Below are 23,246 nucleotides of genomic sequence, written 5' to 3' on the forward strand. Positions count from 1 at the left end.
TCAGGTTGATACTAAACCTTATTCCCCGTACTGAAAGCCTACAATACGACCGGATTCATCCACAGAAATGGTGATCCCCTTGCCGTTGGCTGGTCGGAATGTCACATCTGCTGTCACAAAGCCATAATCATAGTCTTCAAAAATGGCACCGCCACCGCCCCGCTCGACCTTTGCCTCTACTTTATACTGGCTTGCTTGATCGCCCACCAGCTGTTTCAAGAAAGCGGCTGCTTTCTCTTTTGCCACCTTTTCGGCAGGGAGCTTTTTCGACACCCACTCTGGATTTTGGATCATTACTTTACTCAATTCGTTTGTACGGGTATCCATGATAACGAAAGCTTCTGCTCGAGGTGTCGGACTGTAAACCCGTTTTTGTGCTTCAAACATTTTCAGGAGTTGCCAGTTACCTTCGATGCCGTAATCATCATAATCGGAAAACTGTGCAGTGTCTGGGAAGAGCTTCGTCACCTGGGCTACTACCTTTTCTACCTCAGGGGAAAACTTGCTCTGCTCTACACCCGCTGGAATGCTCACTTCGAATGTTTTCTCTTCAAAAATGGGTTGGAAATCCACCTTGTCTACGGTGTACGAAAATGCTTGTGCTTGATTGTGGGTGAAGGTGCGCTTGAGCAGCAGCCCCGTTTCTCTGTCAATCCACAGGTCATCCTGGTAATGGTGAGGCTTGCCATCGATTTTCGCCTCTTCTTTTTTGACGACGTGATACACGGCTCGATTCAACAGTTGTGCTTCCTTCACGGTGATCGCCACCTTCGAATCTGGCAACGCCACTTTCAAGCGCTGTAGCTCTCGCTTCGTCTTGTTGATTTCGTTATCGTATGTGCCAATCGTTGCGGAGTGAACAAATCCTCTGCCACCTTCTTGATACGCTGCCACCTGGCCTGCCTTCCCTACGGCATGCTGAACCCTTTTCCCGTCTGAGATTTCCTCTCTCCATTCTCCTTTGATCGTGTTATCCCATGTTTTTGCCTTTTGGATCCCGGTGCCCTGCTTCGATTTTGATGTGTGCGTCGATTCGATGTACATGGAAACGGGTTGTTTTTTGTCCATTTCTTTGACCAGCTGATCAAAAGTAATCGCTTGGGCTTTATCCGCGGCGACTACCATGTTGGTTTGTGCCTGTGCGATCCCGAATGGGGATACCGCTGAGAGAAGGAGTGCTGCCATGCTGACGGTAACAAGTGCTTGCTTTTTCATGTCGTTTCATCCTTTCGACTCGTTGATTGCTGTTCACTTGTTACGATCCTCGTCATGCACAGCTTGTGACACAAATCCCTGAAAAAATATTTTTTTCAAATTCCTGTCACGTTTTTCTCCCCGGCAGGATCATCCCTTTTAGCAAATCGCTAGTATACATAGGGAGAACAACTCACATGAAATTTCAAATGGTCAACCACGCTTCGTTTCTATGGGAACATGATTCCATCAAATTAATGACCGATCCTTGGCTAACGGGAACTGCCTTTGATAACGGCTGGGGCTTGTTAGCCAAGACCCGCTTCACCCCTGAGGATTTTGCCGAGATTACGCATATATGGTTTTCTCATGAGCATCCGGATCATTTTCATCCACAGAGTCTTCGAACCATACCCGAGGAGTATCGCAGACGAATCACGATCCTCTACCAGCAGTCAGCCGATAAAAAAGTGATCGAATGGTGCCGTGCCTTTGGCTTTCAGCAAGTCATTGAGCTCTCCCCGGACAAATGGTACTCCTTATCCGACGATGTTTCTGTCTTGTGTCGGCCATTTCCGGTCGGCGATTCCTGGCTGTGCATCAAGACACCTGACATGACGATCCTGAATCTGAACGATTGCGAGGTCAGCACCACCCAAGAAGCGAAGGATATCCTTAACCGTGTCGGTGACATCGATCTATTATGGACGCAATTCTCGTATGCGGGCTGGGCAGGGAACAAGGAAGACTTCCTACTCCGCAAAAAAAGAGCCATGGAAAAGCTCGCCCGGGTGAGAAAACAGGTGGAAGTCCTTCAGCCTCTCTACGTGATTCCCTTCGCCAGCTTCGCCTGGTTTTGTCACGACGAAAACTATTACATGAATGATGCAATCAATAAAGTAGATAGAGTGTACCGCCTCCTGCAGGAAGAAACGGATGCCATCCCAATTATTTTGTATCCCGGCGATACGTGGACGCCATATGAAGCTCATGATCCCGAGAAGGCGCTCGCCCTCTACGCACGAGACTATGAGAAGATGGCTTCCTCTCCTACTCTTCTTCCTTCGGTCAAAATCGAACCGGACAGGCTCTTCCAGGCTGGCTTGGACTTCAAGGAACAGATACGGAAAAATAATCATTCGCTGTTTCTCTCTATCGTTCGGCCCGTTACCTTTTATTTGTCAGACTATCAAAAGACTTTTTGCTTTTCCCTAGCCGATGGGTTGATCGAATCCCCATGCGATCCACTCGATTGTGATGTGGAGCTGTCATCTGAAGCCCTGCATTATTGCTTCACCCATTTGTGGGGATGGAGTACGCTGCGCATCAATGGAAGACTGCAAGCTCCGAAAGGTCGGAATGCCCGTTTCAAGCGCTTTGTCATGCTCGGGCATGTCGCACAGCTGAACAATTTTGGTATTTATATGGGATGGAACTGGGCGTTTGTCCGTTTTGCGGTAAATTATGTGGGAGAGAAGATTCGCAACCGCTATATGACGACACACAATATATGAAAATAGGAAAATACACCCATTTTTCCATCAGATGATTGGGTGTATTTAGTCCTAATACCTATGAGCATGTAAGAGAGGAGGACTATTATTCGAATATTCTCAATTAACCTCATCTATTCCCATTATTATACACAGCATGATAGAATCGGAAAGGAAATTCCGTACATTTCCAATTATGTATAAAAAGGTGGATCAATTCAGATGAAAAAACTAGTATCCGTAGCTTTGTTGCTCTCCATGTTGGCTGTCTCCGCTTGTTCGAACAAGCCAGCTGAGACAAAGCCAGCTGAGCAAAATGCAGCACAAACCACAGAAGCTGCTAAAACAACTGAAGCTCCAAAAACAGATTCGGCTGCACCAGCGCCAACTGCAACCACAAACGACAAGCTGGAAGCGAAAAAGGTTCTGAACGACAAAGTGGAAATCTTGATTCCAAAGGGCTTTACTGTCATGTCTGAAGAAATGGCGAAAGTAAAATACCCAACGGAAAATCGTCCTTCCTTGATTTATACCGATGAAAAAGGTTCCATTAACATCGCGTTTAGTCATACGGAAACACCTGCTCAGGACAGCATCATCAAAGACATGAAGGACCCGATGAAACAAGCGTTCTCCAACATGTACCAAGATGCAACCTGGTATCGCGATGAAGTAATCCAAATCAACGGGAAAAACGTTGGTGTGTTCGAACTGCTGACTCCTGCTGCTGATACGAAAATTTACAACCTCATTTTCTTTACAGAGCTCGACGGCAAAATGCTGATGACCACTTTCAATTGCACCGAGGCACAAATGGAAGAGTGGAAGCCGCTCGCGCAAGAAATTTTGATGTCTTATAAAGTGCAATAAGGAAACAACCTTCCCTTTATAGAGTAAAAGCACCCTCCCATGGGTGCTTTTTTTTAGCTTTTTCTTTTTCTGCATCCAACTCTTTCTTCCAACGAAGCAAAGCCTCCCGAGAAGGGTACGGATTGGGCTTGAGCATGCATCTCTGCCTTTCTTTGCGCGTCCCACCTATACACCTCTGCTTGAAACGCTTTTCCGCTATCATGTATCCATGTTCGACCATACCCTACCTGTTTGCCACCTAATCAATAAGCTATCCATTTGGGCAGCCACTATGGGGGCAGCCAATTATTCGGAAACCGTGTAGCCTTGTCCCTTGAAATTGGCGATCAGATGCCAACGATCCTCGTCCTGCTTGGCGATCACGCGAATGCTGCGTTCCGATTCGCTCCATAATGGTCTCACCCATTTTCCTAGTCTAAACAAAATATATGCTTCTTTTTTCACCACATGCCCTCACAGTATCATCGATTACACTCGCGCACAAATAAAAATAGACATTTTTATGATTTGTCTATTATAATCAAAACAATATTTTATATTGTCTGCATTTTAAAGAGGAGGCTTATCATGAATCAGTTTGAAAACAAAGTAGCGGTCATTACCGGAGCTGCCAGCGGTATCGGACGTGCATTGGCAACGCGCTGTGCTGAAGAGCAGATGAAGGTTGTCCTTGCCGATGTGGAAGTAGCGGCGCTCCAAAGAGTAGAGCAGGAGTTACAGGCGGCAGGAGCAACTGTCCTCGCTGTCGTAACGGACGTAAGCAAAGAAAAAGATATCCAGATGCTTGCACAAAAAACGCTAGATGCGTTCGGTGCTGTCCATCTATTGTTCAACAATGCAGGGGTTGGCGCAGGCTCGACAATCTGGCAAAGCACCCTTGCTGATTGGCAGTGGGTCATGAATGTGAACTTGTGGGGAGCCATTCACGCTACACGGATTTTTGTACCCATGATGGTAGAACAAGGGACAGAATGCCACATCGTGAACACAGCCTCTCTCGCTGGCCTTGAATCCGGACCTGGGAATAGCATTTATCGTGTAAGCAAGCATGCGTTGGTCAGTCTGTCGGAAACCCTCTACCACGAATTGAAAATAATCCAATCTAAAATCGGTGTTTCCGTTTTATGCCCCGGCTTTGTTCAGACGCAAATATGTGACGCCCATCGCAATCGTCCAGCCGAGTACAGCAAACCAGAAGATATCGCGGAACCTTCACCGATGACTACCGCTATCGACCAGTTCATTCGTTCAGGTGTCGAGCAAGGAATCTCTCCGAAAGAAGTAGCTGATCACACCTTCCTGGCGATCAAGAGCAATCGCTTTTACATTCTGCCAGATCTATCGTATAAAGAGACTGTGCGTCAGCGAATGGAAGATATCTTGAACCAGCATAACCCGACATTCGTGATTCCTTCGCATATGTAACATAAAAGCCACGCTCTCCAAAGAACGTGGCTCTTGTTTTACATATCGGCTATTTCTCGATCTCGCAAGGAAACCAAGATAACGAATCCAATCATCACCTCTGTAATATTAAACGCTACCTGCTGACCATTCCATACTTGTGATTGCCACATGGCGAACCACTCTGCGCCCACAATCGCAAATCCGAAAAACCAGATGCAAAAAGCGACCATGTAAGCGATGTATGCGAATGTTTTCGAGTTATTGAACGTTTTTGCATCCTTCTTTACATTACGCAGCATATTTCCAGCCGCGATCCACCCAAAAAGTGAGAATAGCCCTTCCGCAATAATGATTCCGATATAAGCAATGGTGTGAGCAGTCGGATCAGTAATCGCTCGCCACATAAGTGCGTTCCCCTCAAACGTGGTATCCATGGACAGAACATGTTGGACAAATTGATAATTGGAATGGTAGTCCATAAGATTCCCTAAGAAAATGGACGTCCCAAATGCTGCGGATAAGGCTACGACCAAAACCTTCAAATACCGTAACGTTAAATTACTCAATGATGATCACGCCTCTTTTCCCTTCTTCTTTACCCCTATTCCCATATACTGTCTTTACTCATTCTCGATCGGATTGACACCCCCTTTCTCTTTGCAAGAAAAATCTATCTATTTTCATCACGAGTATTCATCTCCACTAGATGGAAACCTAATCATACTTATTCGGAAATGGAACCATCCAATTCATGATTTTTTTACCCATCCATGTTCAACAGTTTGGAACGGTTTTGTCACATGTGTTTTTCTTAACAATGTTATGATGAAATGGATTCCCCCATATAACAAACAACGAATATGTGCAAGGTTGTGATTATCATTTGGAAGCCTGAGGACGATCCTTTCAGTCTGACTTCCAATGACGGCAAGCCTCTACTACCACTCAAATCATTGGATCAGCTTGGCTCCGTAGTCTATATTGGTTCCTTTTCCAAAATGGCTGCATCCAGTTTACGAGTCGGTGGATGGTGGCGCCTCATTCCGTTGTCGAACGTTTGGCTGATGCCCGCCAACAAATGGATTTTGGCCTGAGCGTGGTGCCACAAAAAATCGCGGCCCAGTTTTTGCATTCCGATAACTTCCTGCCGCATTTAGAGCGATTGCGTATGCATTTGCAGTACAGAAGAGATTTGCTTGTGGAAGCTGTGGTCGGGGGAAGCCCTGCCACATGTTTTCCAATCGCCTGTATCCTCTCTACGTTCGGGCGGTCTCCTTCCAAACTTCTCCTCCACTACAGCAAACTAAGTAAGACCTCCACCGCTTTTTACCAAGCAATGGAGGTCTTCTGCATTTTACAAAAGGACTTACTTCATCCACTTCACATTCTCTTTTTTCTCTTCATTCACCAACAACGTAAAAACATCCGGTCGCGAGTAATGTCCAACGACATCAAAATCGAATTGGCTATAAGCGATATCGCGAATGTCCAGATCAGCATAGAGAATCTCCTCCCGACCAAAAACAGGCTCGACGATATAGTCACCCAACGGCCCCACAATCGCACTTCCACCTCTGCTCATCTCGTCTGGCGAAGAAGCCAGATCGTCGTAGCAAGCCAAATCAGTCGGATACATATCTTTTGTTACGTACTGATTGCTCGATAAGACGAAGCATCTGCCTTCCAGTGCGATATGGCGGATAGTCGCTTGCCATGCATCCCTCGCGTCTGCTGTTGGTGCGATGTAGATTTGAACGCCTTTTGCATACATCGCTGCTCGCGCTAACGGCATATAATTCTCCCAACAAATTAGAGCCCCGATCTTACCGTACGGAGTATCAAATACCGGCAAAGTACTTCCGTCCCCTTCGCCCCAAATCAACCGTTCGGATGCAGTCGGCTTCAGCTTGCGATGCACGCCGAGCAACTCACCATCAGGTCCAAAAAATAAGACGGAACAATATAAGGTGCCGCCGCTGTTTTCATTGTCTCTCTCGATCACACCAATGACGAGATACACGCCAGCTTTGCGTGCTGCCTCCCCGAGCTTGTCTGTCTCTTCACTCGGGACGACAATGGAATTGTCCCAATAACGAAACCAGTCTTTACGACCCTCATGGGAACGACTGCCTACTTTTGTCCCAAAAGTAAGGCCTCTCGGATACGCCGGGATAAAAGCTTCGGGAAAAACAACGATTTTCGCTCCTTTTTCTCCTGCTTCCAGTGTCAGTGAAACAGCCTTTTCCGTACTTGCCTCAAGATCCATGATGACAGAAGCAGCTTGAACAACAGCAACTCGAACGTTTTGTTGCGGATTAGACATATTGACCTCCCCTGCTCTCCTAGAGAAATTCGCTTGTTCTCCTACTATTCGGTGTATCCAAGGGTCTTCCCTACTGCGGTGTTTTTTCTTTTGCAAAGTGTTTCCTAAACAGGATTCTCCTTGTGTTTACCCGTCGCCAATACTATACTGAATGCAAATTCCCCAGTCATTTCCACACGAAAGGTGGATCAGATGTCACTCAAACCTGAATATTTACAAAACTACATCGACTCCCCAGATAAACAGCAAAGATTATACAAACGAACGCTCTGGATTGTAGTCATCTCACAAATTTTCGGCGGTGCAGGACTTGCGGCAGGTGTCACCGTAGGGGCTCTCCTCGCTCAGGATATGCTCGGTTCGGAAAGTCTCGCAGGCATCCCTTCCGCATTGCTCACGCTTGGCTCTGCTGTCGCTGCCTTGCTGGTGGGTCGACTCTCTCAACGCTTTGGACGCCGTTTGGGTCTCGCTAGCGGATTCTTGGCCGGAGGTATTGGCGCAATTGGGGTGGTTATCGCAGCCGTCGCAAACAGTATTGTCCTTCTGTTTGCTTCCTTAATTTTGTATGGGGCTGGCACCGCTACTAACCTGCAGGCCCGCTATGCAGGCACAGACTTGGCAAAGCCTAAACAGCGAGCGACTGCCGTGAGTATTGCCATGGTCTCCACTACATTCGGGGCCGTTGCAGGACCAAACCTGGTGGAAGTCATGGGACGATTCGCTACATCCATCGGTGTCCCCGCACTGGCTGGTCCTTTCATCTTGGGTGCGGCAGCCTTTATCCTCGCTGGTCTCGTATTTTGGGTGTTGCTTCGCCCGGACCCGTTCATCGTTTCGAAAGCAATCGCCGAAGCGCAGCAGGTGGATCAGAACTCGTCATCCTGTCTAAATGAGAATCAGCTTGCAAGCAACAACCGGGGAATCATCGTGGGAGCCACCGTCATGATTTTGACGCAGATTGTCATGGTTGCCATTATGACGATGACGCCTGTACATATGAAGCACCACGGACATGGTCTCTCTGAAGTAGGTATCGTCATCGGTTTTCATATCGGTGCGATGTACCTTCCCTCGCTCTTGACGGGGGTACTCGTTGACAAGATCGGTCGCTCCACAATGGCCTATGCTTCAGGTGTCATACTGCTTGCGGCCAGCCTGCTTGCTGCTTTTGCGCCAGCCGATTCGATGCCGCTACTCATTACCGCTCTTGTGCTGCTCGGACTGGGCTGGAATTTTGGATTAATTAGCGGCACAGCGCTCATCGTGGATGCAACGCAGCCCGCCACTCGTGCGAAAACGCAGGGAACGGTTGATGTCTTGATTGCCTTGGCTGGTGCATCCGGTGGAGCCCTGTCTGGTATGGTCGTCGCCAATGCCAGCTACGCAACACTTTCCCTTGCCGGAGGCGCTTTATCGCTGTTGTTGGTCCCTGTCCTGATATGGTCCCACAGGAAGAGCAAACACAGTGTAGAGATCTCCCAAAACTAAAGCCACCCTCAGCAGGTGGCTTTTCCTCTATCCCAAGTACCCCGAAACAAAAAATAACACTGCTCACAGGCAGTGTCATTTTCCTCCAACCACTTTATTATCATGCCGCTCATTCGGACTATGTTCATCTACAATCTGTTTCAAGCTAGCGAAGCCAGGAGTAAATTTGCTGTTGGGAATCTTCTTCTTGGAAGAGAGATTTTTCGAGTAAACAGCAGTTTCGTTGCCTCTTTTCGCGAAGAACTCAGCTAATTTCATCGTATCCCACTCCTAACTAGCTCTCTTTAAGGTTTTGACCTTATTCACAAACTTGGTAACAAATCCTAATAATAACATATACGTAGTCAACCGCTCGAACTCCTGCATATTTTCGGGAGTAAATGTGTCATTCTTGTAAACAGCGACCGCGAATCCAAGCCTGAACTTGCCAAAATTTTTTACAATCGCAAATTGTTCAATATCCGTGTTTTGAATGCGTCCCTTTACTTGTTTATCGGCAATTCTACAATCCTCTTGAAGCATGGAAGACAGTAGCAGCGTACGTACTGTTTCAAAATCTTTCAACTCGGTTAAGTAAAACACTTCAAACTGCTTGTCATTATTCGTAGGTACGATCCAATAACAGCATAGCTCGTCCGGCTTCAATCCATAAATCGTCTTTACTTCCATTTCAAATGCCTTCATAAACGTGATCGCATTCGCATTAATAATAGCTGATGACTGACCACTTCCATCCAAACTGTAAATCGCATTGGCCAATTCTTTCTCACAATATTTCACTTCCATCTGAAACTCGATATCGTTCCCTCTAATCTTGTTGCAGATGAACAAAACGATGAATACCATTCCTGCCAAAATGGCGGAATACAAGATAGACAAACCTAGAACAGAGCCTAATGAAGCTAGTTTGTTTTCCTCAGGTGGCGGTGCTAGGATAAACAGCCATTCGATCGGTTGAAACATCCACTTATGTATGACTGCTATCAAATCTGGCAGCAAACCTTTTAACAATTCAAATACGAGCCATGAGACCAGAACGAACAAGATGCCAAGAACAGAAAAAACAATTTTTACATTGCTCTGCACAAGATTCTTTAGCACCTGTGAACCTCTCCTTCTGGTAAAGTTTTACATTATTTTAACATTATATTTGGATTCTACAAATAGGAAAAAACTACCTACATTTAGGTAGTTTTTTAGGCGTCTCTATCGTAATCGTACTGACTTTTTGATTACCTATGTACTGTATCGTCTGCTGTACAATCTTGCTGTTTTCTTCGATTCTCTTTAGTGGTTTAAATGAACTCAACAATTGCGAATTCCCCCTATCGGTATACTGGGTGTACTTCGTAACGAAACGCTCCTTTATTGGTCTGCCCATTTTTCACCTCTATCAAACACGAAATGATCATCATGACCTTCAGCCGTCTAGGCAATACCCCATACCTTATGCCGTTCTGATTTTGTTTAGACCCCTCTTCTGGGTGCTGCTTTTCCACTGTTAGTGACGGTTTTGTTACAAACAATGTTGCACCCATTGACACAATAACCTTCCACATTCCTTGCAACAAAAAAGGATAATCCAAACGAAAAGGAGTTAGTCAGAATGAATTCAGTGATATCGAAGAATGAAACCATTCTTTCCTATATCATTGCCATAGCGCTTATCTTGCTCATGGTAGCGGCTTCCGTCATACTCGATGATCCCGAAGTCATTCTACCTGAAATAGCAGCGATGGCGATAGGCATTTGGGTATATCGAGAACCGGGATGGATCAGGCAGCCTTCTAAAATTTTTGTGGCTCTCCGTCGTCATTTTTTCCTTTCTCATCAGGCTCGGCGTTCTCGCCTCCAAACTGAATGGCGGTCTGGAGAAGAAAGTGAAGATACCGTATCAGTATATGCTCGTGTTCTTGATTTTGACTTTCGTTTGGATCGGTTTATGTTGGATGGCTGGTTACCCACAGTTAGCAGCTATTCCGCCCATACTCGTCGTTGTATATGAATCTTTTCACAAGCCGATGTTCAACGGCAAGATGGCCTTCAAGCTCGGAATGATGTTAACCATATCAGTGACAGTCGGTACATTGCTCTACTTTGCGATTGATTCGTGGGTGATTGTCACACTGCCCGTGAGTGCGCTCATCGCTTCGACTTTCTTGTTTGGCTCCGTGCTCATATACAAGAAGTGGGAAAGAAAAAGAAGTCAGCTTCATGCCCCGAGGAAATAGCCCATAACAATAGAGCCACCCATCTAGGGGTGGCTCTTATCCTTATTTCGCCTTTGAGGTTACCTTCTCTACTTTGTTTTCGCCCATTTTCACTTTGAATACATCTTTTTTTTCATGATCGGAAGCTTGATATTCGTAAAAAAAGATGAACTCTCCCCCGATGTTTATCGATTGATTGGAATTGCTGCCTAATGGATACAGCGGGGTTGTCTTGCCGTCCGTCATATTCATTCGGCCTACCGTGTGTACCCCTTTTATTTCTGAGATGTAGTATAGATACTTCCCAGCAATAATGATCGGATTCTCTGCTGGAGGCAATCCTTTCTTGACGAGAGCAGTCTTTCCATCCGTTAGTCCGATTTTGTAAACATCGACGACTCCATTATCGTTGACCCATTTTGTGTAGTAAATGAAATCACCAGACAGACCGACAAGGGTCAGCCCTGTGTCTTTGCTTACGACCTTTTTCTGCGTTCCATTCCGCTTCATTTTGTATAGTTGACGACTCTCATTGGTGTAGAAAATCCAATCCTGATAGAAATAAAATTCCTCAAACTGATCAAGCAGCTTCTTTTGATTTTTGCCGTTCGTGTCCATCCTGTACAAAGGACCATAACCATCTGCGTAGTAGATGATATCTCCCACTACATACAATCTATATACGTTATTGCGATCCCCTTCCGCAAGGCTTCCACTTTTGATGACTGTTTTCGAACTGCCGTCTGTCTTGATTTTCATGAGCTCCGTCACATCTTCATACGTATCATTGATATCGAAATGGGGCATCTCTAGCTGATAGATTTCTTTCATAGGCTTATTGCGCGTATAGTAAATCCAGTCACCTACAACATTCAAATTATCGGCCCAATCACTGCTCAACTTTTGAAGAGAGCTTCCATCCTTTTTGATTTTGTATAAGCCATCGTTGTTATAAAAAATCCACTCTCCTTGCACGGTGACAAAGCTTCGATCTGAATTGATATTGACTGGATCGCTGCCCAAGACATTTATCACTGGCTTTTTGGTTGGCGCAGTCGCCATTGTTTGTTGATTGCCAAAACCAAAGACCACAATCAGACATACTGCCATCGCAATGGTGATCATCCATTTCCCTTTATGTTGCACCATGCACCCTCCCGTTCATAGCCTACTATAGACACAGTGGAGATATCCCCCATTCCTATACAATCCGGCAAACACTGATTGATATGTACCAAAACGAATCCGCTTTTGTATACCATTATATGGATTTTTTCCAAAAATATATACAGAAAATACTAATACATTTGAACAATGTAACCTCGTGGCGGCAATATGTCAGAATTACCGTTATCGAGTTATTTTGAGAAGAGAAGAAGCCACCCATCATAGGTGGCTCTCTCTCTGTCTCTATGCTAAAGGGAAATGACACGCGACCTGCCGATCCTGTCCAACCTCTATAAGCTCGGGAATCTCCTTGCTGCATCTCTCCTGCGCCATTGGACAACGAGGATGAAAACGACAACCTGACGGCGGATTAGCCGGAGATGGTACATCCCCTTGCAGGACGATCCGCTCTTGTCGCCTATGCGGAGTAGGCTTCGGAATCGCCGACAACAATGCCGACGTATACGGATGCAGTGGCTGTGCAAACAAGTCATCCGTTCGTGCAATCTCCACCATTTTCCCCAAGTACATCACGCCTACCCGATCAGAAATATGGCGTACCACATTCAGACCATGCGCGATAAATAGATAGGTCAGCCCCATCTCTTTTTGTAATTTCATCATCAGGTTCAAAACCTGTGACTGTACAGACACATCCAGCGCAGAAACAGCTTCATCCGCCACAATAAACCGTGGTGAGAGTGCAATCGACCGCGCAATACCGATCCGTTGCCGCTGTCCCCCGGAAAACTCATGCGGGTACCGATTCCGCCTCGAAGGATCAAGTCCCACCAGACTCATCAGCTCGACTACGCGATCATCTATTTCCTTTGCAGACGCACGCAGATGAACCCGTAACGGCTCTCCAATAATATCACTAACCAAAAATCGTGGATTCAACGAACCAAACGGGTCTTGGAATATAATCTGCATATCCCGTCTCAGCTTCAAATTCTCTTGTCTGTTCACTTGATGAATATTGGTTCCATCAAACAAGACTTCTCCACTCGTCGCCCTTTGCAAATTCAGCACGACACGCCCCAGCGTCGACTTCCCGCAGCCGGATTCTCCTACGAGCCCAAATGTCTCCCCTGGCCGAATTCCGAATGATACATCATCTACCGCTTTTACATGACCGACGACACGACTCAACAAGCCTGCCTTAATCGGAAAATACTTTTTGATATCTTTTGCTTCGATCAAATATTCCCGGTTCATTGGGGGTTCACCTCTGCTTTGCTTCCAGCGACTGAATTGGCACGCTGATTTCTTCTGAAGTGATTGCTGACATCTTCGTTCAACCAGCAAGCCACTTGTTGTCCCGTAACCACCTCGCGCAAGATGGGTTCCTCTTTTCGGCATTTGTCAATCGCATGCGGACAACGCGGGTGAAAACGGCAGCCCGTCGGCAATTGGGTAATGCTCGGGATGGTGCCTTGGATGGTGTACAGTTCACCACCGCGCTCCCCTTCAAATCCGGGAATGGACTGCAGCAAGCCAATCGTGTAAGGATGCCGGGGCTCGTCAAAGATCCGTTCGACCGTTCCCTCCTCCACAATCGTTCCTGCATACATCACCGCGATACGATCCGCCATCTCTGCTGCTACCCCCATGTCATGGGTGATCAGTAAAATCGACATGCCCAATTCCTTTTGCAGCCGTCTGAGCAAATCCAAAATTTGCGCTTGAACCGTTACATCAAGAGCAGTAGTTGGCTCATCTGCTATCAGCATTTCCGGGTTGCAGGCCAAGGCCATCGCGATGACAACACGCTGGCACATTCCTCCGGACATTTCGTGCGGATACTGCTTCACTCGTACTTCCGGCGCCGGAATCCCAACCAGGCGAAGCATTTCGATCGCTTTTTTGAACGCATCTGCCTGGCTCATATTTTGATGCAGCATCAAGCTCTCCGCAATTTGATCGCCTACCGTAAACACCGGATTGAGAGCCGACATCGGGTCTTGGAAAATCATCGCGATTTTGTTTCCGCGAATGTGCATCATTTCATCCAAGTCCTTTGCCGCCAGATCCTGACCGTGAAACATGACGTTCCCACTCTGAATAAATCCGCCCGCATAATCAATCAGTCGCATGACCGCAAGTGACGTCACACTCTTCCCGCTGCCGGATTCCCCTACCAAGCACACCGTCTGTCCTTTGCCAACGTTGATGCTCACTCGATCCGTGGCCTTGACCGTGCCGTCATCCGTAAAGAAGCAAGTGGTCAAATTTTTTATTTCGAGGATGTTGCGTTCCACTTGTTCAGCCTCCTTTTCGGGTTCTTCTTTTTCTTCCGTGGGTCGAATGCATCGCGGATGCCGTCTCCGACGAAGTTAACCGCTAGCACCACGAGCAAAATACAAAGACCAGGATAAAGTGCTTGCAAAGGATCGACCAGCATGAATTCCTGCGCCTTGCTCAGCATTAATCCCCAGCTTGTTTCAGGTGGTTGAATCCCCAAGCCTAAATAAGAGAGACCTGACTCTGACAAAATGGCCGAACCAACCATGAGAGTTGCGTACACAATAATCGGAGCCATTGCATTGCGAATCAGGTGACGCGTAATAATGCCCCAGTGCGAAACGCCGATCGCTCTTGCTGCTTCCACATACTGCATTTCCCGTAGCTGCAAGAACTGCCCGCGCACCAGACGTGCCACACTTGTCCAGCTCGTCAGTGACAAAATCAGGATCATGTAGATAAATTCCGCTCCGAAGAGAGCCAGAACCAGAATGTTAAAGAACAAACTCGGAATGGAGTTCATCACGTCCACGAGACGCATGAAGCAGGTATCAATCCAGCCGCCGAAATAGCCAGAAATCGCTCCAATCAGCGTCCCGATGACAACCGCAGCAAAAGCAACGCTGAAGCCGACTAGCATGGACACCCGGCTGCTATGAATGAGGCGGGATAAGATATCACGACCGAGCTCGTCTGTTCCGAGCACATACCCTTCTGTTCCAGGAGGCAGGTTGGTAATCATAAAATCGACCTTTGCTGGATCATGCGGCGCAACCCAATCGGCAAACACAGCGATCCCAATAAAAAATAGGAGCACGATCAAGCCACCAACGGCATACGGATTGCGCATGAATTTTTTGCCCGCGGTTGTCCAGAGTCCAGGGGGCTTTTGGCCAACAGGATTCGTCGGAAGCTGTCCACCCGGTCGATTCGTTTCAACAACAGTGTCATCTTGAAGCTGTACTTGACTCATGCTGCCCTGCCTCCTTTGCGTCCAAGCTGCACACGTGGATCAACCAGTGCGTAGATTAAATCGGCTAGCAGGTTTCCGATAATCACCATCAGCGAAATCAGCAACGTGATCGACATCAACACAGAATATTCACGGGCTACAGCCATTTCTACAAACAGACGCCCCATGCCAGGCCAGTTAAATACACTCTCTGTCAATGCTGCACCTGCTACCAGAGTCGGCAAATCCAATCCGATGATCGTCACAACAGGAATTAGTGCGTTCCGCAGAGCATGGCGGAAAATAACGCGTCTTTCCTTCATCCCTTTAGCACGAGCCGTCCGAATATAATCCTGCTCCAAAACCTCCAGCATACTGGCGCGCGTATATTTGACATAGGCTGCAATGTTCACCAGTGTTAACACCGTAACAGGTAGAATCAAGTGCAAAATGAGGTCGCTTACTTGTCCCTCTTTCCCCATCGTGTACATGTCAGATAGTGGGAGCAGATTCAACTGCATCGCGAAATACTGTTGTAGCATAATCCCAAACCAGAAGGTCGGCATCGCGAATCCGAGATAGGCAACGATGGAGGCGATTTGGTCAGATAGGCCGTATTGTTTTGTGCTGTTGTAGATCCCCCAGGGGATGGCGATCAGCATGGAAAGTCCCCACGCTACAGACATGAGCACAAACGTATTCCAGACCGTTGGCCACAATATATCGCCAACAGGAACGTTATTTTTAAAGGTATGGCCCAAATCTCCTTGCAGCAAATTACCGACCCATTTCATGTATTGAATATGGACTGGCTGATCCAACCCCATATTTTTCATTTGGATGAGCTGTGCTTCAGGAGACATTCCCGGTGAAAGCATGACTTTTAGCGGTCCTCCGGGTGCTGCATGCATAAGTCCGAACGAAACCACTGTGATCAAAAATAAAACAAGCACGGCTTGTAGTACGCGGCGTACTAAATATTCAGTCAATCAGCATCCTCCTTTCGTTTGAAAGGGGAAGGGACATAAGGCTGCCCTTCCCCCTTTTCCTATTGCTAACCGCTACCAGCCGAGCTTATTTTTTGGTATCGTCGATCCACCAGTTCAGGAAGCCAAAGGTCTCCCCATATGGAATCATGGATACTGGTTTAAACTCATCCTTATATTTGACGCGAGAAGTCATGCCTCGTGGCGTTCCGTACTGATACATGAATACGTATGGCAGGTTCGTCGAGATTTCTTTTCCGACTTCTTTATAGATCGCTGCACGCTCCTCTTGTTTAACCGTGGATACCGCTTTTTCCCAGAGCGCATCCAGCTTCGGATTGTCGTACCAGCCAGCGTTGTTGCCAGGCGGGAATGCCTTTTTCCCGAAAGTAGAAATGCCATCCGGATCTGGATCAGACAATTGCCATCCGAGCAGCAGAACCTGGAATTTACCAGGGTTGGCATACTGATCGACAAGAGCCGAGAAGTCTAATGCTTTTGGCTTCGCTTCAATTCCGACCTCTTTCAGGTTTTGCTGAATAACAACTGCTGCCTGTTCACGACGACTGTTCCCCGAGTTGAAAATGAATTCAAAGGAGAAGCGATTGCCGTCTTTGGCAAGGATTCCATCTGTCCCGGCTACCCATCCGTCTTCTTTCAGCAATTGTTTTGCTTTCTCTGCACTATATTCGTAATGGACTGCTGCATCGCCCGGGTCTGCCCATGTACCTGGCAGGAACGGTGCATCCATAATTTTTCCGGTTCCTTTCAAGATATTGTCGATAATACCTTGACGATTGATTGCGTGAGCGATGGCCTGACGCGTTTTTTGACCTTCAAACAACCCGTAATTGTTCGGGAAGTTCTTCTTGTCGAAGTTGAAAGCAAAGTATTCATAGCTAGGACCTGGCTCCGTCGAAATGTTGATATTTCCTTTCGCCTTCACCGCTTCGAGCTGCGTGACAGGAATAGAATCTACCAAGTCAACGTCGCCTTTCATCAGAGCCTGTACTTGTGTGTTTTGATCCGCATAGATTTTGTACACAACCTTTTGGATATGCGGCTTCTTTTCACCCCAGTAATTTGGGTTAGCATCTAGGACATGGAATTCCTTTTGTTTCCATTCTGACCATTTGTACGGTCCGGAAGTAGGTGTCTTGGCTGGATCTTTTCCGTAAGGATGTGCTTGCAATTCTTTAAACGGTACGTCTTTCAACACGTGGGCTGGTGCCAACTTTTGCATTAATCCAAAAGCAAATGGAGCGTACAATTGAGTCAATTTGATTTCTACGGTGTAATCATCCAGTTTTTTCATCTCTTTAACTTTGTCGTATTTCGTAATTTCTGGTGATCCAGTCTCAGGATTTTTGATGGCATTAATGGTATAAATCAAGTCGTCAGCCGTAATTGGCGTTCCATCGGACCATTTTGCATGATTCTTCATCTTGATTGTATAGGTGAGGCCATCCTCGCTTATTTTCGGCAACTCAGCTGCAAGGGACCAAGGGTAAACAGCTAAATCAAAAGATGGATTTCGATTGTACAAATACGCCTGGGTGTACTCCATCACGTCGCCGGATGCCGTGTCATTTCCGAAAATCGGATTGATCGTGACGATGTCAGACGTCGTAGAATGCGTAAACGTTCCACCGTCTATTGGTTTCTCATCATCCGTACTGGTCGCCTGAGGAGCCACCTGCTCCACCGGTTTTTTTGTTGGTGCGGGTGTTGCAGTTCCTGGCGAAGCGTTGTTCCCGCTTGAGCACCCGACCAACAGCGCGCCGGTTAACGAGAGCAACGCTAACGGCTTCAACCAACCTTTCCCTTTTTTCAAATCATTTCCCCCTCTTCCACATGATTTCAAGCCTTTTCCATAATGGGCAATACATCCCAAGACTTGTCTTTTTAATATTAAATAATTTTCTGTTATTTGAAAATATTTTCCCTTTAAAAGATTTGAAAAAATCAGATGATTTTATATCCTTTTATAAATTTTAACAAATCCCCCTTCTAATGAAGGGGGGTGAAATGCCTGTCTAAACAGATTGATCCCGCAGTAATTCACGTACAATGCTCAGCGCCTTGTCGATATCCGCTGTCTCAATACCTGAATGAGTCACCGCTCGAATTCTGCCGTGACCGAGCTCAGCTACGCGCAGCCCATGCGCATGCGCGGCTTCTATGAAGGTCTGCCACGTATGGACTGGATGGTCAATCCGGAAGAACACAATATTGGTCTCTACATCCTCCACATGAGTCACGATTCCTGGAATCTCCGCCAGACCACGTGCCAAGCGAAGGGCGTTTGCGTGATCAACTGCCAATCGATCCGTCATTTGCTGCAAGGCAACCAGGCCTGGCGCTGCAATAATTCCTGCCTGACGCATACCACCACCCAGCATTTTGCGAAGACGATACACTTTCTGAATAAAATCCTCTGTTCCCACGACAAGGGAACCAATCGGGGCTGACAACCCTTTCGACAGACATATTTGCACGGAATCCGCATAGCGCGCAATCTCAGACGCATCCACGCCAAGAGCAACTGCCGCATTGAACAAGCGTGCGCCGTCCATATGAACCGGCACAGCCTTTTCGTTTGCAAATGCGCGAACCTCTTCCAAATAAGGCAGCGGTAGGACACGTCCCCCCATCCGGTTATGCGGGTTTTCCAGGCAGATCAGGGAAGGCAATGCGAATTGTGGATCTTCTGGCTCCAACGGAAATACCTGCTCCATATCAGCGATGTCCAACCTTCCATCTGGCTGCGTCGGAATCGGCTCGTACATAATGCCGCCACACACGGCCGCACCACCCGCTTCATAGATGTATATGTCGGTCTCATTGCCTACTATTACTTTGGAACCGCGAGGACAATGCGCCATTAAGGTTGCCAGATTGGCCATCGTTCCACTCGGCATGAAAATGGCTGCCTCTTTTCCCAGCTTCCGGGCCGCTTCTTGCTCCAATTGGCGAACCGTAGGATCTTCCCCATACACATCGTCACCGAGCACCGCCTCTTGGATTGCATCCATCATCTGCTGTGTCGGCAAAGTGAATGTATCGCTTCTCAATTCTATCAACGGTTTCATACCCCACTCTCCACTTGCTGTTCTACTTGTACTGTCAGGCAGTCTTTCACCTGCTGGATCAGCTCAGCGGTCTCGCTGTAATGCTTGCCTTCCACAATGACATAGCCTAGACGATGCGAGAAATTTTGCGGAGGCTGGACGTTTTGCCCGATTTTCGCATGCATCGCCACTTCAGCAATCCCCGGCAGGTTGAGAACGTTATCCATTCCATGCATCCCGCTAAAGGTTCCGTGACTCTCAGACACGAGAAAATGAATACCTGCATAGCGTTGCTCTTCGAGGGTTTGAGACAATTCAGGAGCCAGTCCAGCCGCACACCGAATCTGTTGCAAAAGCAGATCAATCCCTGTTGAACGGCGAACCAGCTCTGGAATCATTCCACCGGCAAGCCTTGCGTTGACTTCGATGACAACACAACCTGCTGATGTCCATTTCACTTCTGTATGGGCAGCACCGAACTGGTAGTTCACCGCCGCTAACGCCCTTTCCACTGTTCGCTCGATCTCCTGCTTAACTTCTGTAGACAGCGGTGCAGGGAAAATATGCCCTGCTTCCACGAAAAATGGATATCCCGTTAACCGTTTCTGGGTAATGCCGATGACAAAACATTGCCCTTCCCACGAGAACGTCTCTACACTAAATTCAGGGCCCTCGACATACTGCTCGAGAAGAACTGTTCGAGCTGTTTCTTGACCGCGCGCATTGTACTTAATCGCAAGGATTTCCGCTACCATCTGCTCCACTTCCTCCCAGCTAAAGCACAGCCGCACGTTATTCGACCCGCTATCGTCAGCAGGCTTCACCACGCAGGGCAGAGAAATGAAAGAGCGCGCTTCCATCAATGCCTCTAGAGAGCCTATTGCCAAAAATTCAGGCTGAGACACTTGATGCCCCTGGAGCTTCTTCCGAAATATCGCTTTATTGCGGCAGGCCTCAATGGCCTCCAGAGAATTCCCTGTCCAACCGAATTTTCGGGCCAGCTTGGCTACCGATTCGAGGTAATAGTCGCTTGTCGACATGATTCCAGCTATCTCTCTGCCTTCCTTAATTACTTGTGCTACACTGTCAGTCAGCTCTGCTTGGGAATTCGTATCTGTCACGACTACGTGACATTCCAACTCATTCAAACCGTGGTAACGTTCAGGCTTCTCTGTGAAAAATACGGGGGCAAACCCCAATTCACGCGCCTTTTTCATAGCGAGCATACCTGTCCCCGTCGTATTCGCTTCAACGAACAGAAAGTGTTTGTTCATTTGGATACATCCCCATCAATTTGGAATAGGACCAGCTAGTCACGACTGTCTTTGGTTCCACACATTGCGGCGTGTCTCGCAGGTTCATTTGCATCAAACCTTTGCTCTCTCGGTAGGAGTGGCTATAGATCGTATCGACATAGCGATCCCCTCGATCGGGCAATATGGCCACGATATTGCACTCACTCCCGACTTGACTCGCTAACCAGTTGGCTACGGCGTACACGGAACCCGAGCTGTTGCCAGCAAAAAGATGCTCGTTACGGGCCAACTGCAACGTAGCCGCAAATGCCTCAGCATCGTTCAACCAATGCACTTCATCGATCATGGAAAAGTCTACATTTTTGGCGATCAAGCTGTTTCCCAAGCCACCTTGTAGACGCGTAGGCTGATCGGGCTGTCCGAATATCACACTCCCCGCTGCATCAACCGCCACGACGCGCAGCTCCTTATAATGACGCTTCAGTTCTCTGGCGGTCCCGGACAAGGAGCCTCCGCTGCCGACTGCACCAACAAGCACGTCAATTCGTTCGAGGTCCTGCATCAACTCGGAGGCCAGCGCAGCATATGCACGCGGATTTTCCGGATTGTCGTATTGTCGAGGCCAGAACGCTCCCGGATACTCGCTCATTAATTCTTGGAGTCGTTCCAGTCTGGCGCTTTGCCACCCTTGTTTCCCCATCTGCGAAACTACGTGAACATGGCAGCCAAGCGAGGTCAACTTGGCATAGGTAATCGGGTCAATTCTCGGATCAGTCACGATGTGTACGTCATGCCCCAACTGACGCCCAACCAAGGCCAAGCCGCAAGCCAACGTTCCTGACGAGCTCTCGATAATCGGCATGCCCTCCTGAAGTTCTCCCGACTGTATCGCTGCCAAGATCGACTGCTTGGCTACACGATCCTTCATGCCGAACGGATTCATTAACTCGAGCTTTGCAAATACGGAACCCACTGCCCTTTCATCAAGTCTCAGCTTGACCAGAGGGGTATCCCCGATCGTATCGGCCAACTGTTCATACCGCATCAACGCTCACATCCTTCCCTTGCTTGCCAGAATGAAGCCTCTTCATTACCCTCTTTCGCCTTTCTTCGATCGCCTGCAATTGCCCTTGTCGATCTTGCCACTCCCGTTGCAGCTTCTCTGCATGCTCCCTCTGTGCTGTCAGCATCCGCTGTACTTCCTCCGGATTCGTGGAGCCTGTTGATTTCTTGGCGTACAAGCCGCCCTGCACATCGAAGGAAGCAGCAAGGAGTGCAGCCGTATCCGGTACTTGAAAACCTGCTTCCGCGCAAGCCTCATGGAGCAACCGTGGATCTCCCGGCTCCGGCGATACACCGTGTTCCAGCGCGCTAACGATGTATCGGCCTGCGATTACCTGGGCGGTGCGATACGGAATCTCATGCTCCAACGTCAGCAAATTGGCAAGAGTAAATCCTCCAAAAAAGTCCCGTTTACATATTTGGAGCAAACGCTCCTCATTGAATTTCAAATGATCGATCACCGCTTTTAACAGGCGCAGCAACGTTTTGGTTTGTTGAAACAACGTCAGAAGATGAGTGCCTGCCTCTTTGGACGTCTCTACCAAATTCGTGAAAGCAGTATTGCGCTGACCTAGCACCATATCCATATAAAATCCGGTTAGATGTGCACTCTTCCCCCGGATACGCTCCAGGATCGGGAAGTTTCTTTTTTGTGGCATGGCAGAAGATATTCCGGATAGCTCATCCGGCAATTGGAGGAAGTTCATTTCACTGCTGCCCCATTGAATCAAATCCGTTGTAAACCGGGAGACCAATACCGAGAAATTGGACAGCTCTCCTGCCATCCTCAAAACCCATTCCCGAGATGCTACCGCCGACAACGCACTCATTCGAGGCTGTCGGAACCCAAGCAGCTCGGACAACCGTTGACGGTCCCACGGCAGTTCCACCCCTGCCATGGCCCCTGCCCCAAGCGGGCACTGATTCATATCGTCATAGATTTGTATCCATCGATTCAAGGCTTGCAAAAATTCACCGTTAATAGAGGAAAGATAGAATCCAGGGGTAATGATTTGTGCGGATTGGTAGTGAGTATATCCTGGCATGGGGACACAACGATATTGATCAGCGAGTGTATGCATCGATTGAATAAGCTGTCCCAATTCTCCCATCGTATCCAGCCATTGCGCACGACCAAACATCACCTGGGCGCACGCTTGAACATCATTGCGGCTGCGATCCATATGCCAACACGGTACCGATCTAGGGAGCAAACTTTCGATATAACGCTCGAGGGCAAAAGAGATATCAGACATGTTCCGTCCGGGGTCAGGAGCTATTGTTTCTGGTGTAGCGCCCTGAAGAGCCTGTGCGATAGGCAAAGCGTCTTGTCGTGTAATCAAGCCCATTCTGACATATTCCAAAAGCATGGCGAATTCAATCTGAATATACCCAGGCAGCAAATGATCGACTTCATATTTGAACTGTGGTTCCAATACTTCATCATGCAAGAGGCGGCTTGGTGTCGAAGCTATACGGCCCGTTAATTTTACACTCATGCAAAAATTACACCTCGCTTCCGT

20 protein-coding genes and 2 pseudogenes are annotated in these 23,246 nt (G+C 47.7%); 6 read left to right on the forward strand and 16 right to left on the reverse strand.

Translation table 11 applies throughout. The features are described 5' to 3' along the window. Positions 1 to 18 precede the first annotated feature (18 nt). Positions 19 to 1,215, reverse strand: a complete 1,197-nt coding sequence (locus FB479_RS22335) for a hypothetical protein (protein ID WP_142066759.1) — start codon at positions 1,213 to 1,215, stop codon at positions 19 to 21. Positions 1,216 to 1,391: 176 nt separating this feature from the next. Here FB479_RS22335 and FB479_RS22340 point away from each other — a divergent pair, with 176 nt between their 5' ends. Together FB479_RS22340 and FB479_RS22345 are read left to right on the forward strand one after the other, a co-directional pair. Beyond that, positions 1,392 to 2,708, forward strand: a complete 1,317-nt coding sequence (locus FB479_RS22340) for an MBL fold metallo-hydrolase (RefSeq protein ID WP_106657125.1) — start codon at positions 1,392 to 1,394, stop codon at positions 2,706 to 2,708. Positions 2,709 to 2,909: 201 nt separating this feature from the next. After that, on the forward strand, positions 2,910 to 3,557 hold the full coding sequence (locus tag FB479_RS22345; protein ID WP_106657124.1) for a hypothetical protein: 648 nt from the start codon (positions 2,910 to 2,912) through the stop codon (positions 3,555 to 3,557). 285 nt (positions 3,558 to 3,842) lie between these two features. Here FB479_RS22345 and FB479_RS31030 read toward each other — a convergent pair whose 3' ends face one another. Then, positions 3,843 to 4,001, reverse strand: a complete 159-nt coding sequence (locus tag FB479_RS31030; RefSeq protein WP_232030241.1) for a hypothetical protein — start codon at positions 3,999 to 4,001, stop codon at positions 3,843 to 3,845. A 123-nt stretch (positions 4,002 to 4,124) separates the two neighbouring features. Between FB479_RS31030 and FB479_RS22355 the strand changes: the two genes are divergently transcribed. Beyond that, positions 4,125 to 4,982 carry an SDR family NAD(P)-dependent oxidoreductase gene (locus FB479_RS22355; RefSeq protein ID WP_106657123.1) on the forward strand — a complete coding sequence of 286 codons (858 nt, stop codon included), beginning with the start codon at positions 4,125 to 4,127 and terminating at the stop codon, positions 4,980 to 4,982. Positions 4,983 to 5,020: 38 nt separating this feature from the next. On the opposite strand, the gene FB479_RS22360 is transcribed toward FB479_RS22355, so the two are convergent. Then, positions 5,021 to 5,530, reverse strand: a complete 510-nt coding sequence (locus tag FB479_RS22360; protein WP_106657122.1) for a DUF2165 family protein — start codon at positions 5,528 to 5,530, stop codon at positions 5,021 to 5,023. Positions 5,531 to 5,857: 327 nt separating this feature from the next. On the opposite strand from FB479_RS22360, the pseudogene FB479_RS22365 reads away from it, so the two are divergent. Next, positions 5,858 to 6,174 (forward strand): annotated as a pseudogene (locus FB479_RS22365) (aminotransferase class I/II-fold pyridoxal phosphate-dependent enzyme); the annotation flags it as partial. A 156-nt stretch (positions 6,175 to 6,330) separates the two neighbouring features. Here the strand turns inward: FB479_RS22365 and FB479_RS22370 are convergent. Beyond that, positions 6,331 to 7,287, reverse strand: a complete 957-nt coding sequence (locus tag FB479_RS22370; protein WP_106657121.1) for a carbon-nitrogen hydrolase family protein — start codon at positions 7,285 to 7,287, stop codon at positions 6,331 to 6,333. 192 nt (positions 7,288 to 7,479) lie between these two features. Here FB479_RS22370 and FB479_RS22375 point away from each other — a divergent pair, with 192 nt between their 5' ends. Next, a complete protein-coding gene (locus tag FB479_RS22375; protein ID WP_106657120.1) occupies positions 7,480 to 8,775 on the forward strand; it encodes an MFS transporter in 1,296 nt (431 codons plus the stop codon). A 75-nt stretch (positions 8,776 to 8,850) separates the two neighbouring features. Here the strand turns inward: FB479_RS22375 and FB479_RS22380 are convergent, their stop codons facing one another. Together FB479_RS22380 and FB479_RS22385 are read right to left on the reverse strand one after the other, a co-directional pair. Then, positions 8,851 to 9,033 carry a hypothetical protein gene (locus FB479_RS22380; RefSeq protein WP_007723975.1) on the reverse strand — a complete coding sequence of 61 codons (183 nt, stop codon included), beginning with the start codon at positions 9,031 to 9,033 and terminating at the stop codon, positions 8,851 to 8,853. Between the two features lie 12 nt (positions 9,034 to 9,045). Continuing rightward, on the reverse strand, positions 9,046 to 9,876 hold the full coding sequence (locus FB479_RS22385) for a hypothetical protein (protein ID WP_106657119.1): 831 nt from the start codon (positions 9,874 to 9,876) through the stop codon (positions 9,046 to 9,048). 505 nt (positions 9,877 to 10,381) lie between these two features. On the opposite strand from FB479_RS22385, the pseudogene FB479_RS22390 reads away from it, so the two are divergent. After that, positions 10,382 to 11,006 (forward strand): annotated as a pseudogene (locus FB479_RS22390) (hypothetical protein). Between the two features lie 42 nt (positions 11,007 to 11,048). On the opposite strand, the gene FB479_RS22395 reads toward FB479_RS22390, so the two are convergent. The 10 genes from FB479_RS22395 to FB479_RS22440 form a co-directional block, all read right to left on the reverse strand. Beyond that, positions 11,049 to 12,134 carry a DUF5050 domain-containing protein gene (locus FB479_RS22395; protein WP_142066760.1) on the reverse strand — a complete coding sequence of 362 codons (1,086 nt, stop codon included), beginning with the start codon at positions 12,132 to 12,134 and terminating at the stop codon, positions 11,049 to 11,051. Positions 12,135 to 12,395: 261 nt separating this feature from the next. Beyond that, on the reverse strand, positions 12,396 to 13,370 hold the full coding sequence (locus FB479_RS22400; protein ID WP_142066761.1) for an ABC transporter ATP-binding protein: 975 nt from the start codon (positions 13,368 to 13,370) through the stop codon (positions 12,396 to 12,398). Continuing rightward, a complete protein-coding gene (locus FB479_RS22405; RefSeq protein WP_142066762.1) occupies positions 13,367 to 14,413 on the reverse strand; it encodes an ABC transporter ATP-binding protein in 1,047 nt (348 codons plus the stop codon). Before FB479_RS22405 ends, FB479_RS22400 begins: the two co-directional genes overlap by 4 nt. Beyond that, positions 14,389 to 15,369 (reverse strand): ABC transporter permease, encoded by a 981-nt coding sequence (locus tag FB479_RS22410; RefSeq protein WP_106657114.1) that lies wholly within the window; start codon positions 15,367 to 15,369, stop codon positions 14,389 to 14,391. Before FB479_RS22410 ends, FB479_RS22405 begins: the two co-directional genes overlap by 25 nt. Continuing rightward, positions 15,366 to 16,337: an ABC transporter permease gene (locus tag FB479_RS22415; RefSeq protein ID WP_142066763.1), complete on the reverse strand. Its 972-nt coding sequence runs from the start codon at positions 16,335 to 16,337 to the stop codon at positions 15,366 to 15,368. The genes FB479_RS22410 and FB479_RS22415 overlap by 4 nt, the downstream gene beginning before the upstream one ends. An 85-nt stretch (positions 16,338 to 16,422) precedes the next feature. Further along, positions 16,423 to 18,168 carry a peptide-binding protein gene (locus FB479_RS22420; protein ID WP_142066764.1) on the reverse strand — a complete coding sequence of 582 codons (1,746 nt, stop codon included), beginning with the start codon at positions 18,166 to 18,168 and terminating at the stop codon, positions 16,423 to 16,425. A gap of 202 nt (positions 18,169 to 18,370) precedes the next feature. Further along, on the reverse strand, positions 18,371 to 19,426 hold the full coding sequence (gene ltaE / locus FB479_RS22425; RefSeq protein ID WP_142066765.1) for a low-specificity L-threonine aldolase: 1,056 nt from the start codon (positions 19,424 to 19,426) through the stop codon (positions 18,371 to 18,373). Beyond that, positions 19,423 to 20,679: an ATP-grasp domain-containing protein gene (locus tag FB479_RS22430; RefSeq protein WP_142066766.1), complete on the reverse strand. Its 1,257-nt coding sequence runs from the start codon at positions 20,677 to 20,679 to the stop codon at positions 19,423 to 19,425. The genes ltaE and FB479_RS22430 overlap by 4 nt, the downstream gene beginning before the upstream one ends. Next, complete coding sequence (locus FB479_RS22435) at positions 20,654 to 21,706, reverse strand: PLP-dependent cysteine synthase family protein (RefSeq protein WP_142066816.1); 1,053 nt, start codon at positions 21,704 to 21,706, stop codon at positions 20,654 to 20,656. The genes FB479_RS22430 and FB479_RS22435 overlap by 26 nt, the downstream gene beginning before the upstream one ends. Further along, a complete protein-coding gene (locus FB479_RS22440; protein WP_142066767.1) occupies positions 21,696 to 23,222 on the reverse strand; it encodes an argininosuccinate lyase in 1,527 nt (508 codons plus the stop codon). The genes FB479_RS22435 and FB479_RS22440 overlap by 11 nt, the downstream gene beginning before the upstream one ends. Between the last annotated feature and the right edge of the window lie 24 nt (positions 23,223 to 23,246).

The organism is Brevibacillus sp. AG162, from assembly GCF_006715575.1.
Taxonomy (GTDB): Bacteria; Bacillota; Bacilli; order Brevibacillales; family Brevibacillaceae; genus Brevibacillus; species Brevibacillus brevis.

Coding starts and splice junctions, on each gene's coding strand:
- FB479_RS22375 (WP_106657120.1), top strand. CDS start 7,480: ATGTCACTCAAACCTGAATATTTACAAAACTACATCGACTCCCCAGAT.
- FB479_RS22335 (WP_142066759.1), bottom strand. CDS start 1,215: ATGAAAAAGCAAGCACTTGTTACCGTCAGCATGGCAGCACTCCTTCTC.
- FB479_RS22380 (WP_007723975.1), bottom strand. CDS start 9,033: ATGAAATTAGCTGAGTTCTTCGCGAAAAGAGGCAACGAAACTGCTGTT.
- FB479_RS22400 (WP_142066761.1), bottom strand. CDS start 13,370: ATGAACCGGGAATATTTGATCGAAGCAAAAGATATCAAAAAGTATTTT.
- FB479_RS22340 (WP_106657125.1), top strand. CDS start 1,392: ATGAAATTTCAAATGGTCAACCACGCTTCGTTTCTATGGGAACATGAT.
- FB479_RS22395 (WP_142066760.1), bottom strand. CDS start 12,134: ATGGTGCAACATAAAGGGAAATGGATGATCACCATTGCGATGGCAGTA.
- FB479_RS22435 (WP_142066816.1), bottom strand. CDS start 21,706: ATGCGGTATGAACAGTTGGCCGATACGATCGGGGATACCCCTCTGGTC.
- FB479_RS22430 (WP_142066766.1), bottom strand. CDS start 20,679: ATGAACAAACACTTTCTGTTCGTTGAAGCGAATACGACGGGGACAGGT.
- FB479_RS22440 (WP_142066767.1), bottom strand. CDS start 23,222: ATGAGTGTAAAATTAACGGGCCGTATAGCTTCGACACCAAGCCGCCTC.
- ltaE (WP_142066765.1), bottom strand. CDS start 19,426: ATGAAACCGTTGATAGAATTGAGAAGCGATACATTCACTTTGCCGACA.
- FB479_RS22410 (WP_106657114.1), bottom strand. CDS start 15,369: ATGAGTCAAGTACAGCTTCAAGATGACACTGTTGTTGAAACGAATCGA.
- FB479_RS22355 (WP_106657123.1), top strand. CDS start 4,125: ATGAATCAGTTTGAAAACAAAGTAGCGGTCATTACCGGAGCTGCCAGC.
- FB479_RS22345 (WP_106657124.1), top strand. CDS start 2,910: ATGAAAAAACTAGTATCCGTAGCTTTGTTGCTCTCCATGTTGGCTGTC.
- FB479_RS22370 (WP_106657121.1), bottom strand. CDS start 7,287: ATGTCTAATCCGCAACAAAACGTTCGAGTTGCTGTTGTTCAAGCTGCT.